14 protein-coding genes are annotated in these 12,240 nt (G+C 44.3%); 13 read left to right on the forward strand and 1 reads right to left on the reverse strand.

What is annotated here, in order from left to right; genetic code table 11:
• The 10 genes from AC1U9U_RS12415 to AC1U9U_RS12460 form a co-directional block, all read left to right on the forward strand.
• Positions 1-579: recombinase RecA family protein (locus tag AC1U9U_RS12415; RefSeq protein ID WP_479960879.1), on the forward strand; the 579-nt coding region annotated here is incomplete at its 5' end.
• 1 nt (position 580) lies between these two features.
• Positions 581-1,093 (forward strand): regulatory protein RecX, encoded by a 513-nt coding sequence (locus AC1U9U_RS12420; protein ID WP_479960880.1) that lies wholly within the window; start codon positions 581-583, stop codon positions 1,091-1,093.
• Positions 1,094-1,369: 276 nt separating this feature from the next.
• Complete coding sequence (rny, locus tag AC1U9U_RS12425; RefSeq protein ID WP_479960881.1) at positions 1,370-2,950, forward strand: ribonuclease Y; 1,581 nt, start codon at positions 1,370-1,372, stop codon at positions 2,948-2,950.
• A gap of 181 nt (positions 2,951-3,131) precedes the next feature.
• Positions 3,132-3,605: a hypothetical protein gene (locus tag AC1U9U_RS12430; protein WP_479960882.1), complete on the forward strand. Its 474-nt coding sequence runs from the start codon at positions 3,132-3,134 to the stop codon at positions 3,603-3,605.
• Positions 3,606-3,743: 138 nt separating this feature from the next.
• Complete coding sequence (locus AC1U9U_RS12435; protein ID WP_479960883.1) at positions 3,744-4,520, forward strand: TIGR00282 family metallophosphoesterase; 777 nt, start codon at positions 3,744-3,746, stop codon at positions 4,518-4,520.
• Between the two features lie 133 nt (positions 4,521-4,653).
• Positions 4,654-4,914, forward strand: a complete 261-nt coding sequence (gene spoVS, locus AC1U9U_RS12440) for a stage V sporulation protein SpoVS (protein ID WP_011459952.1) — start codon at positions 4,654-4,656, stop codon at positions 4,912-4,914.
• A gap of 70 nt (positions 4,915-4,984) precedes the next feature.
• Positions 4,985-5,935, forward strand: a complete 951-nt coding sequence (locus tag AC1U9U_RS12445; protein WP_479960884.1) for a dipeptidase — start codon at positions 4,985-4,987, stop codon at positions 5,933-5,935.
• 39 nt (positions 5,936-5,974) lie between these two features.
• Positions 5,975-6,826 (forward strand): PHP domain-containing protein, encoded by an 852-nt coding sequence (locus AC1U9U_RS12450; protein WP_479960885.1) that lies wholly within the window; start codon positions 5,975-5,977, stop codon positions 6,824-6,826.
• Between the two features lie 179 nt (positions 6,827-7,005).
• Entirely contained in the window at positions 7,006-8,172 is a 1,167-nt protein-coding gene (locus tag AC1U9U_RS12455) for an aminotransferase class I/II-fold pyridoxal phosphate-dependent enzyme (protein WP_479960886.1), read from the forward strand.
• Between the two features lie 62 nt (positions 8,173-8,234).
• Positions 8,235-8,522, forward strand: a complete 288-nt coding sequence (locus AC1U9U_RS12460) for a translation initiation factor 2 (protein ID WP_479960887.1) — start codon at positions 8,235-8,237, stop codon at positions 8,520-8,522.
• 24 nt (positions 8,523-8,546) lie between these two features.
• Here the strand turns inward: AC1U9U_RS12460 and AC1U9U_RS12465 are convergent, their stop codons facing one another.
• A complete protein-coding gene (locus AC1U9U_RS12465) occupies positions 8,547-9,032 on the reverse strand; it encodes an HD domain-containing protein (RefSeq protein WP_479960888.1) in 486 nt (161 codons plus the stop codon).
• Positions 9,033-9,276: 244 nt separating this feature from the next.
• Here AC1U9U_RS12465 and AC1U9U_RS12470 point away from each other — a divergent pair, with 244 nt between their 5' ends.
• From AC1U9U_RS12470 to AC1U9U_RS12480, 3 genes are all read left to right on the forward strand, one after another.
• The gene (locus tag AC1U9U_RS12470) at positions 9,277-9,855 is read left to right on the forward strand and encodes a TetR/AcrR family transcriptional regulator (protein ID WP_479960889.1); all 579 of its coding nucleotides are present in this window, start codon (positions 9,277-9,279) and stop codon (positions 9,853-9,855) included.
• Positions 9,856-9,939: 84 nt separating this feature from the next.
• The gene (locus AC1U9U_RS12475) at positions 9,940-11,004 is read left to right on the forward strand and encodes a DmpA family aminopeptidase (RefSeq protein WP_479960890.1); all 1,065 of its coding nucleotides are present in this window, start codon (positions 9,940-9,942) and stop codon (positions 11,002-11,004) included.
• A 65-nt stretch (positions 11,005-11,069) separates the two neighbouring features.
• Positions 11,070-12,240: hypothetical protein (locus tag AC1U9U_RS12480; RefSeq protein WP_479960891.1), on the forward strand; the 1,171-nt coding region annotated here is incomplete at its 3' end.

The following is a 12,240-nucleotide window of genomic DNA, read 5'->3' on the forward strand; positions in this document are numbered from 1 at the left end:
GAAATTGAAGGTGAGATGGGAGACTCCCATGTAGGATTACATGCCCGGTTAATGTCCCAAGCTCTTCGCAAATTAACCGGAGCAATCAGCAAAAGTAAAACTTGTGTTATCTTCATTAACCAGATTCGTGAAAAAGTGGGAGTTATGTTTGGTAGTCCCGAGACTACCACCGGTGGACGAGCCCTGAAATTCTACGCCTCCGTGCGTATGGAAGTTCGGCGTCAAGACGCTTTAAAGCAAGGTCAGGATATGGTCGGCAATCGTACTAAAGTAAAGGTTGTTAAAAATAAGGTGGCTCCGCCTTTTAAGCAAGCTGAATTTGATATTATGTACGGAGAAGGGATTTCTCGGGAAGGCAGCATGGTGGATGTAGGAGCAGAGCTCAACATTGTTGATAAATCCGGGGCTTGGTACTCCTATCAAGGAGAGCGTCTTGGCCAAGGCAGAGAGAATGTCAAAGAATTCCTTAAGAAACATCCGGATATCGCCGCCGAAATCGAGCAAAAAATCCGTGCAAGTATTGGTACAATGAGTGCTCCGGCGACCGAGGATACTCAAGAGGAGCCGGAAGATTTCTAAAATGAAGGGGGCACTGGATACAGCTTTAACTTATTTATCCCGCCGTGCTCTTTCCCGCTATGAGTTGATGCAAAGGCTGGAGAAGAAGGGGTTTTCCGAGGAAGAGATCGAAAAAGCCTTAGAACGCCTCCTGGAGTGGGGTTATATTAATGACCTGGAATATAGCCGGACTTATTGCCTCAGCAAACTTAAGAGCTATGCCAAGAAACGGATAAGGTACGAACTTAAGGGACGAGGAATCGGGGAGGATATTATTGAGAAGGTTCTAAATGAAGCTTATCTCCCCGGCCAGGAGATGTCTCTTTGTTTACAGCAAGCTCAAAAACTCTGGACCGAAGAATCCAAGCGTTGGGAAACTTCCTACCAATATAAAAAAAGTTATGCGAAGTTTCCGCGGGAAGTATTTCTAAAGCAGAAAGTTGGTCAAAAGCTCCTCCAAAAGGGCTATCCTCAGGAAATGGTTTTCCAAGTCCTAAACGATAATTTAGACAGGAATTCGGAACAGGAAGAGTGAAAGCTTTTCCTGTTTCATCATGGTTCTTGACAAATTTTTCAAAAGATATTAAACTCTATTAGAAGCCCGATTCTTTTAAAATGAGACCTTTAAGGTTTTCTTATAGATTGCATCGTAGTTAGTATATAATATGGAGGTATCAAACTAGCGGCGTGTAGGTTTGTAGGAAAAAAAGGACATTTTTTGTCTTTGCTATAAAGGTTTGTTTTAAAAAGAACTGGCTTGGATCCAGTTTTTTTGTTTTATTAGAAACTAGGAGATGATAACTTAATAAGAGTGATGTTAGGAGGTGAAAGACATTTGGAATTTTCTGGGGTAATTTTAGGGGTTTTAGGAGTTTTAGGAGTAGTATCCTTAGCCTTGGGTGGCTTTTTGGGATGGCTTATTCGTAAGAATACCGCTGAGAAGCTGATAGGTTCTGCTGAGGAAGAGGCCAAACGAGTTATTGAAAATGCCCATAGTGACTCAGAGGCGAAGCGTCGCGAGGCAGTGATTGCTGCCAAAGAAGAAGTTATGCAAATTCGAAATGAAGTAGAAAAAGAGTCACGGGAACGAAGAAATGAAATTCAACGGATGGAAAGACGGGTTATTCAGAAAGAAGAATCCTTAGATCGTAAGATGGAGGGTTTGGAGCGAAAAGAAGAAAACCTTCACCGTAAAGAAGAGGAAGTCGACCAACTCAAAGAAGTCTTAACTCAAACAGTAGCCAAGGAAAAACAAGAACTAGAGCGTATTTCCGGTTTATCCACGGAGGAAGCTAAACAAATCCTTCTCCAAAGTGTTGAAGAAGAGGTTCGTTATGAATCTGCAATTATGATTAAAGATATTGAAAGCAAAGCCAAGGAAGAAGCCGAAAAGAGAGCAAAAAATATTATTTCCCTGGCTATCCAACGCTGTGCTGCCGATCATGTGGCAGAGAGCACGGTGTCTGTAGTTGCCCTTCCCAGTGACGAGATGAAGGGACGCATTATTGGTCGAGAAGGACGTAATATTCGAACTTTAGAGACTTTAACCGGAATCGACTTAATTATTGATGATACACCGGAAGCAGTTATTCTCTCGGGTTTTGATACTATACGTAGAGAAGTTGCTCGGGTTGCCTTGGAAAAACTTATTGCTGATGGCCGAATTCATCCGGCCCGGATCGAAGAGATGGTTGAGAAATCCCAAAAGGAAGTGGACCAGCGAATTCGCGAAGAAGGCGAGCAAGCAACCTTTGAGACGGGGGTTCATGGCTTGCATCCGGAAATCGTCCGCTTGTTAGGGCGTTTGAAATTCAGAACCAGTTACGGACAAAATGTACTCAAGCATTCTATTGAAGTTTCCCATTTGGCCGGTTTAATGGCTGCCGAACTGGGCGTAGATGTCCAACTGGCTAAACGGGCAGGGTTATTACATGACCTGGGGAAAGCTGTGGATCACGATACAGAGGGAACTCATGTTCAGATTGGTGTTGATCTGGCCAAAAAGTATAAGGAATCTTGGGAAGTCGTTCACGCTATCGAAGCCCATCATGGGGATGTAGAGTCCAAAACCATTGAAGCTGTTTTGGTGGCTGCTGCAGATGCTGTCTCTGCTGCCCGCCCCGGCGCACGCCGTGAAACCCTTGAATCCTATATTAAGCGTCTACAGAAGCTTGAAGAGATTGCCGAAACTTACGAAGGTGTGGAAAAATCTTACGCTATTCAAGCTGGACGGGAGATACGAATCATTGTCAAGCCGGATAAGATTGACGATGTTCTGGCTCCCAAGGTGGCTCGTGAAATCAGTAAACGCATTGAAGATGAGTTAGAATATCCCGGTCAAATCAAGGTTGTCGTAATTCGGGAAACTCGCGCGGTAGATTATGCTAAATAAGGTGAACCTTTAATCTAACTATGAGAATTGTGGACAGGTGAAATTCGCCTGTCCTTTTAAATTTCTGCACTATGCTGGGAAATATTTGCGTGCATCTTTTTGGCAGGAGTTTATATGCTGTTGACGAATAATTAAAGATAATCGGCTAACTAGGCACTACATAAGAGAAGAGGATGACATGATGTCCAATGGTGTGGATTTACTGATATCTATTCTGGTTCGCTATCCTGAAGTTTGCTCTGTTCGCTATCTGCAACCGGAGCATGCCTTAACTTTTCGTTTTATGGTATCAGGATCAGACCTTAGGGAAACGTGTGAATGTAAACTTCGTGATGCCTTGGCTGTCTACCATCGGATTGAAGATCGACCAATGGAAATTTGTCGGATCGAGCATAAGCAAGAGGAAGGAATAGCTCTTATTACGGTGACAAGAGATGTGAATAGCATGAGTCAAAATGAAGTGGGGCTTATCGTTGACCTTATTAAAGATACTGGTCGACAACTGATCTTTGAGGACGCAGAAATGCCTGAAGAGGAGCTTAGCTTTCAAGAAGAAGTAATTGGGCAGATTCTCCAGTCTTTCCGGAGCAGCCCTTTAGATAAAGGATATATCGCAGTTCGAGAGGAAGGGCGGGTCTTAGTCTACCACAGCTAGGTTGATAATAAGGTTTTAAGACGCCCCTTTTTGGGTATATCTGTATTATAAGAACTGCAATCTTTAAGAAAGATGGAAGAGCTATAATTATTGCAAGAATCTGATTATAAAACCAAGTACAAAGAAGGGAATATTAGCGTGAATATATTATTTATTGGAGATATAGTAGGAAATCCCGGACGGGAAGCTATTAAGACCTTCCTCAAACCCCTTCAGCAAGAATATGCAATCGACTTAACCATAGCCAATGGGGAGAATGCTGCGGGCGGAAAAGGGCTGACCAAAGAAGTGGCCGAAGAACTATATGGTTATGGTATCGAGTTCTTGACAATGGGCAATCATGTCTGGGACCAACGCAGTATCATGAAATATATCGACCAGGAAGCCCGTTTGATAAGACCGGCAAACTATCCCATCGGCGCACCGGGAAAAGGTTATGGTTATGTCCGGATTAAGGGCAAGAAGGTGGGAATACTCAATCTCTCCGGCCGAGTCTATCTCAATAATTTAGAAGATCCTTTTAGCGGAGCTATTCGCTGGATTAACGAAATACGTCAAGAAACCTCCATTATCATTGTGGATTTTCACGCGGAAGCGACTTCCGAAAAAATGGCTTTAGGCTGGTTTCTTGATGGTAAAGTAACCGCAGTTTTAGGTACCCACACCCATATTCAAACAGCGGATGCCCGCTTGTTGCACCAAGGAACAGCCTATATCACCGATGTAGGTATGACCGGTCCTAGGGATTCTGTATTAGGAGTAAAGAAGGAGACTATTATTAATCGCTTTCTTACTCAGCTGCCGGCAAAATTTGAGTTAGCCGACGGACCGGTGCAATTAAACGGGGTAGTACTGGATGTTGATGAGAGTACTGGGAAAGCACGATCCATCCTTACCGTGCAAAAGATAAAATAACTTAAACGCCAGGAAAAAATATTTAAAAAAGTCTGAAAGCTTACCCGAAAAAAAGAGGGTTTTTTCCACCTTCTGGAGAATACAGCTAACGTAATAATATATGTTCAGTGATTCGAACAGGAGGTTGTCGTTCATGGATGTGTTAAAAGTCTCAGCAAAATCAAGTCCAAATTCTGTCGCAGGTGCTTTGGCTGGAGTGCTCCGTGAGAGGGGAGGTGCGGAGTTACAGGCCATTGGTGCCGGTGCGCTAAATCAAGCGGTTAAAGCCGTAGCTATTGCTAGAGGGTTTGTTGCCCCCAGCGGAGTCGATCTTGTATGTATTCCTGCTTTCACCGATATCCAGATTGACGGTGAAGAGCGAACGGCAATTAAGCTTATTGTAGAACCACGTTAGAGGAAAATTGCTTAATAACACCTGTTTGCCTGGGCGACAGGTGTTTCTCTATTTTGTGGGAGGGAACAAGATGAAGGATTTTTGGGTAATTGATGGACATTGTGACAGTATTATTGATTATTGCGAAGGGAAGAGATCTTTGACAAAGCCTCAAGAAGGTGGTCACTGGGACCTGCAAAGGGCCAAGGCTGGAAAAGTCGTAATCCAATTCATGGCAGCATTCATTGAGAGCGAGTATAAGCCGGAACGAGGGACTCTGCGTGGCTTAGAGCTAATTCATGCCGCCCGGAAATTTATTGGGGAAAATCCGGAAAAAGTTTTCTTAATCCGTCAAAGGCAAGATGTGGATAGCCTTCCTGCCGCCGATAAAATCGGCTGCCTATTAAGCGTTGAGGGCGGGGAGATATTAGGGAACAGCCTATTTCTTTTAGATATTATTTATGAGCTTGGTGTCCGTGCCATAGGGCTAACTTGGAACCAGCGGAATGCCATCGGCGATGGGGCAGGGGAACAGACCGGCGGCTCTCTCACAAAATTCGGTGAGGAAGTGATTCGGCGGATGAATGAGCTGGGAATGATCATTGATGTTTCCCATCTCAATGAGGCGGGATTTTGGCATGTTCTAAAACTTAGTTGCCAGCCCATCCTAGCCTCCCACTCCTGTGCTTATGCCCTTTGTCCTCATCCGCGGAATTTGACCGATGAGCAGCTCAAGGCTTTGGCGGAAAATGGGGGAGTTGTGGGTGTGAATTTTTATCCTGCTTTTTTAACCCAAGGGACAGAAGCCGGTCTCAGCGATGTGGTAAATCATATTCACCACATTGTCAAGGTGGCAGGAGTAGATACTGTGGGTTTAGGCTCGGATTTTGACGGCATAGATCAGACCCCCAAGGGATTGGCGGGAGCGGACAAATTTGGGGCTCTAGTTGAGGTCTTACAGCTTTCCGGATTTAAGGATGAAGAAATCGAAAAGATTATGTATAAAAATTTTAGGCGTTTACTCTCTACCGTGTTAAAATAGGGAGGTGAGTTATTTTTCCCTTGAAAAGAGGTAGAGTTCATGCTTAAAGATAAGGTTAGATACCCGGAAGTGGATTTGCATTGTCATACTACGGCATCTGACGGCTTGCTCACGCCCTGGGAGCTAGTCAAGAGTGCTGCGGAAATAGGTCTTAAGGCTGTTGGGATAACTGATCACGATACTTTGAGCGGTTGGGAAGAAGCAGAAAAAGCTGGGAAACAATTTAATGTGAATATCGTAAAAGGTGTAGAGCTAAATACAGATTGGAATGGGATTGAAGTTCATATCTTGGGTTATGAGATGAATCCGAAGATTCCGATCTTACAAGATAAGCTTGCCGAATTGCGGGAAGCAAGACTTAAAAGGGTGTACACCATAACCGAAAAACTGCAAGCTTTAGGAATTCCTATTCAAAAAGTGGAGGTTGAGAAAGTAGCTAAGGGCGAATCAATTGGGAGACCCCATATTGCCCAGATCTTAGTTAATAAAGGGGTAGTAAATAGTATACGGGAAGCCTTTGATAGCTATATCGGGGCAGGTGCGCCTGCCTATGTTCCCCGTTACAAAATTACTCCTGAAGAGGGGATCGCTCTAGTCCGCCAAGCAGGGGGGGTGGCGGTGTTGGCCCATCCAGGCATATATCACCTTGACAAGGGGATTCCTCAATGGGTAAAAGCCGGTTTACAGGGGATAGAGGTTAGTCATTCTGAACACACTTTTGAAGACGAGAAGAAGTATCGTGAATTGGCAAAAGAAAATGGGTTGCTGATAACCGGCGGGTCGGACTTTCATGGTGTGGAAAGAAAGCCGGGGGTTAATTTAGGCGGCTGGGGAACTACTTATACTACTGTTGAAGAGATCCGCAAAATTGCTTGTCTGCACCATGTCTAAGTTTATTCGGTATTTATGTTTTGACACTATTCACAGGCTTAATACTTAATTATTGAGTGTAAGGCCTGTGTTTTTGTATACACTCCCTTGGTGGCTTGTACTTTGGGGGGTTAATGTTTAAGATAGTTATAGATGCTAAGGTGTTACGAATTGCTAATCATTTATTAGGAGGTAAGGCTTTGAAAGCTCGACGATTGAGTAGCCTCGGGGCTTCTGTATTTACAGAAATGGATGATTTAAGGAGGGAACTGGAGAAAGACGGTAAAGATTTGATCAATCTCAGTATTGGCAGCCCGGACCGTTCACCTTCGGAAGAAATTCGCAAAGTATTAGCCGAAGGGGTGCTAAATGGCAAAAACTATGGTTACACGCTAAGCCGGGGGACGGTAAATTTTCTAACTGCTTGCGCAAATTGGTATAAAGAGCGGTTTGGGGTCGATTTGGATCCCGAAAAAGAGGTCCTGCCGCTAATGGGGTCTCAAGACGGGCTTGCCCATATTTTTCTGGCTTTATGCGATCCCGGTGACCTGGCTTTGATCCCTGATCCCGGCTATCCTATTTATACAGCAGGGTTGATCTTAGCCGGTGGCGAAAAGTATCCTTTGCCCTTACGGGAGGAAAATGGCTTTTTACCGAAACTTTCCGAGATACCTTTAGAAATTGCTCAAAAGGCTAAAATAATGTTTTTAAATTATCCCAATAATCCCACTGCGGCTGTGGCATCTCTCGCTTTTTTCGAAGAGGTTGTTGACTTTGCCAAGAAGAATAAAATTGTGGTATGTCACGATGCAGCCTATTCGGAGTTAGCCTTTGACGGTTATCGTCCGGTTAGCTTCTTGCAAGTACCAGGTGCTAAAGATGTAGGGATAGAGTTTCATTCCGTCTCTAAAACTTATAATTTAGCAGGAGCCAGACTCGGATTTGTTGTAGGTAATTCCACAGTCGTTGCTGCTCTGGCTGAATTGAAATCCAATATTGATTATGGAGTTTTTGCACCTGTTTTACAAGCCGGTGCATATGCCTTAGGTGCTTCCCAGGAAAATGTGGAAAGGAACCGTGATGCTTATCAAGAGCGCCGGGACATTTGGGTGGAAGGGTGTGCTGAGGCGGGCTGGAACATGCCTTCCCCACAAGGTTCTATGTTTATCTGGGCACCGGTGCCCACAGGGCAGGATTCACGGAGCTTTGCTTTTGATTTGGCCCGGAAAGCAGGGGTTATCCTAGTCCCCGGAGTGGCCTTTGGGGAATATGGTGAGGGCTATGTGCGAATTGGTTTGGTTCAAGATCAGGAAGTCATGAAGGAAGCAGTGAAACGAGTTCAGGAGTTTATGGCCAATAAGGGTTAAAAAGTCTAACCCTGGCATAGAATACATAATATATGTAGACTATGACTAGGGGGGTTAGTGGCTTGGAGGTCCATGAAGAGATCAAGAACCTTCGCCAAGAGCTTAAGGCTGCTAAAGATCGTATCAACGAGTTAGAACAGCGTGTAGAGCATCTGAGAGTTAGCCGCAGGGTTCTCATGAATCTATTGGAAAAAGTTGAGCGGGAAAAAGTGGCCTTAATTCATAAGTTAGAAAAAGAAAATATCCGTTTGCAACGGGACAATACCCGTTTTGCCAAATGGATTTTTTCCAAAAATCGTGAAATTGTCGAGCTCCAAGAAAAGATTGAAGAATACCAAGAGAAGGCTTAACCAAACTGGTTAGGCCTTCTTTTTTTAGTGTCGGTTGTCTGCCGCATAAAGGATGCGCCCATCCTGGCTATGCGGGTGATGATGCTCAAGTATAAGTTCTACGACCTGAGGGGATAAGCCGATTTCCGCGGCCATTTCCGCACTCCATTGGGGATGATCCTGAGCTGTCCGCAGGGGAACTGCTACAGGAGACGAGGAATGGAGCAAGTAGTTCCAAAGCGGTGACGGCAATTTTTGTAACAATACGATGCTAATCCTCTCCCAAATCTTCAATGGATGCCTTCCTTTACCACAATCGTGAAGAAGGGCCGCAATCAGGAGATGGTCATCCCGAATTCCTGAAGTCCATAAATCTAAAGCCACATCCAGAGCATGGCGTTGCTCGGGGAGGGGTTGAGACTGAAATAATTGAAGAGAGTTTGGGGAGAGGATGGACTTAGCCCAAGCCAGTTCCTCTGTTTTAAATCTAGGGTGGATGGCATGCCAAAACTGGCGAATACGGTAAAACATCATGACCACCTTTTAAATAGTTACTACTGTTGATATTGTACAATGTCAAATTAATGAGCACAACTTATGGGCGCTACCTTCCAACCTTCAGAGAGGTCGAATCCCTAGCTGGAGGAAGCCTCGTTTAAATAAGTAAATATTCCTGTTTATTGGCAGGAAAAATATGGAATGAAGCGAAAGGATAAATAGATTATTTGGTTTTATGGCGAAGGATAATTTTCAGGGGTGAAAAGGGGGAGCGTTAATGTCCGAATTATCTCGACGTGAGCGTAAGAAACTGGAAACTTATGACCGGCTTTATCAATGTGCTATGGACCTTTTTCGAAAGCAGGGATATGAAGATACTTCAATCGAACAGATTACTCAATTGGCTGATGTGGGTAAGGGAACATTCTATAACTATTTTCCCACGAAAGAGGCGGTAGTTTTGGAATATTCACGAAGAAAATACCAAGAAATGATCGCTTCCGGGCGTGAGGCCGGTTATACCTTAAAAGAAAGGCTGGATCATGTGCTTAAGAATTGGGTGGATTTTTTGACTCGGGAGCAAGAGTTCGCTTGGGTTGCCGTAAAATATCGAGCGGGAGCGGAGCTTGATAAGGGACTCCACTACGGAATTATTGGGATTCTGAGTCATGGACAAAGAATTGGTGAAGTGAGCAAGCGTTATGATCCGGTTTTTCTGGCGGAAAGCTTGGAAGGTATGGTTTTACAGAACTTTCTGCATTGGTTTGTTACCGGGGAAGGTGATTTGGTTAAGGACATGGATAATGTGGTTAACTTATTTTTTGAGGGACTTCAGGAACATAAACTTAGGGCCTAAATATTTCACCCGCAAATATCTCATCTGCAAAGGTTGTTCTGATCTTCCCCTTGATGAATATAAGTGTCAAGGGGTGATTTATTTATGGAGCGTAAAAGTGCCCGATCCTATGGTTTGTGGATGGGGGAATTGCCCACCGGATTAAATAATGATGTTACTGATGTTCCCGGAGTGCTGGTGGGGAACATTTCCTTGATTAAGGGTATGGGGCCTCTGATTCCGGGCAAGGGCCCTGTCCGTACCGGCGTTACGGCGATTCGCCCGCATCCTGGAAATCTTTATCGTCAACCTTGTTGGGCTGGAATCCATGTCATAAATGGGTTCGGCAAGTCTCTTGGGGTACCTTATCTCCAAGAAGTTGGCATACTTAATTCGCCTATTTTATTAACGAATACCTTAAACGTTTATGAAGCGGCCCAAGGAATGCTTACCTATTTGTTACAAGAGAATCCTGAGATTGGCATTGATGCCAGAACGCCCAACCTTGTTGTTTTTGAGTGTGATGATTCGTATCTTAATGATATTAGGGGCCGGCATGTGAAACCTTGGGATACAATTCTAGCCCTTAACCGTGCTTCGACCGGGCCTATCCCCCAAGGAAATGTAGGGGCTGGAGTTGGGATGTCTTGTTTTCAACTTAAAGGAGGGATTGGTAGCGCCTCCCGAGTGGTTAGATTAAAGGAAGGTGGAAGGCAATTTACAATCGGTATGCTGTCTCTAAGCAATTTCGGTAAGTTGGATGACTTTTTGCTAAATGGAATCCCGGTAGGGTTAGAACTTGGGATGCTGGTAAAGGGGGAGGTGCCGGGTTCCCTGATTCTTATTGGCATGACTGATGCTCCCCTTAACCGCTGGCAATTGAGAATGCTGGCCGAAAGGGCAGGATTGGGCCTGGGAAGAACGGGCGGGGTTTCTCGCCTCGGCAGCGGGGAATTTTGCCTGATGGTTAATACTAAAGGCATGGCCTTGGCAGAGGCTATAAGTGATTGGGACCTTGATCCTCTTTTTAAGGCGGTAGTGGAATTAACCGCGGAAAGTATTTGGAATTCCTTGTTTTTGGCCACCACAATGGAAGGACGGGATGGGCATATCAGGAGGGCTTTGCCAACTCCTCAAATATTAAATAGGTTTGGCTCCTTTTTGGGTTAAGATGTCATGATGTCCTCATTGTGAGCGTAAGTATGTAATGTGACAAAAAATAAGGGAGGATCATTGTGAATAATTGGCTTGAAGTTTGGGAGCATCATCCCGATGTTTTTATTGTACAAAATTGGCAAGAGTGTTCGCCGGAAAAAAGAAAAGATTTGCGGTTACCCTCGCAATTTAGCTATTATTTTGGCGGAGAAACAGCTTTAAGAGTTGGGATCGTAGCAAGTAATACTCTGCCGAAAGAAGAGGAGTTTTTATTGGCCGGTTTGCTTTGGGCTAACCGTTTAAGCAATGGAGCGCGAACGGTCATCTATTTTGTTGCCCCGGATTTTTCACCTTTCTTCTTAGATGCTTTAGCAAAAATAGGGGGTCGGATCAATGCCAAGGGGGTCTACTGGAGGGAACATTTATCACCAAGCCTCTATTTGATTCCTGATCCGGTGGGAGGTATTCAGCAGAAAATCTCAATCGGTGAACGAAGACCTAATTGGTTGAAGTGGAAGCGGGAATTAAATCCGGTAGCTCAGCATCAGCTCTCCATTGTGCAAGGATTCTTTGAGCAATTGAAAAATAGAGGAGTGCGGTGTGAGCTAAAGCCTCAAACCATTTCTTTTCTATGGGGAAATATCGAGATAGCAGAAATTAAGCGTAAAGGAAAAAAGTTTGACTTAATGACTAAGGTTAAATGGGAGCGGAATGGGGAAAAGGCTCAAAATCTTCTGCGTCAAGGGTGGGTGGACGCCTCCGGTGAATTGGACAGTGAGTTCTGCGGAGCGGTCTTAAGGATTCTGGATATTCTCGAAGGACGGGAGAGGGACGGTCAATTAAAACCGAGGGAAAGGCTAGCCTTGTGGTTGCATCAAGGTAATGGTATTTTATCTTCTTTATGGGGAACCCCCAAGGAATGGCCATGGTTGCCAAAGGATCGCAGTGAAAATTGGGTTTCTGATTTAGGTCAGTGGTTTTATTTTGAAGGGAATGATCAAATTAGTGTGGTTTGTCCAATTCTCGATAAACCTTTAATTCAAGCGAGTTCGGCTATCCTGTTGTTTAGTGTATTAGAAAAAAGTACTTTACTTAACTTCGATAAGCATAAAAGCAATGGTTACTGGGATTTACGTATACATTGGTTAACCGTAAAAGAAATGGAAGAAGAACTTAGACTGTGGATGTCTTGGTTGAAATATCCAGAAAGATATCATATCTGGATTTTGCCAGATAATTGGCAGGCAGACG

The organism is Desulfitobacterium sp., from assembly GCF_982384815.1.

Coding starts and splice junctions, on each gene's coding strand:
- AC1U9U_RS12470 (WP_479960889.1), top strand. CDS start 9,277: ATGTCCGAATTATCTCGACGTGAGCGTAAGAAACTGGAAACTTATGAC.
- AC1U9U_RS12445 (WP_479960884.1), top strand. CDS start 4,985: ATGAAGGATTTTTGGGTAATTGATGGACATTGTGACAGTATTATTGAT.
- spoVS (WP_011459952.1), top strand. CDS start 4,654: ATGGATGTGTTAAAAGTCTCAGCAAAATCAAGTCCAAATTCTGTCGCA.
- AC1U9U_RS12420 (WP_479960880.1), top strand. CDS start 581: ATGAAGGGGGCACTGGATACAGCTTTAACTTATTTATCCCGCCGTGCT.
- AC1U9U_RS12465 (WP_479960888.1), bottom strand. CDS start 9,032: ATGTTTTACCGTATTCGCCAGTTTTGGCATGCCATCCACCCTAGATTT.
- AC1U9U_RS12475 (WP_479960890.1), top strand. CDS start 9,940: ATGGAGCGTAAAAGTGCCCGATCCTATGGTTTGTGGATGGGGGAATTG.
- AC1U9U_RS12450 (WP_479960885.1), top strand. CDS start 5,975: ATGCTTAAAGATAAGGTTAGATACCCGGAAGTGGATTTGCATTGTCAT.
- AC1U9U_RS12430 (WP_479960882.1), top strand. CDS start 3,132: ATGTCCAATGGTGTGGATTTACTGATATCTATTCTGGTTCGCTATCCT.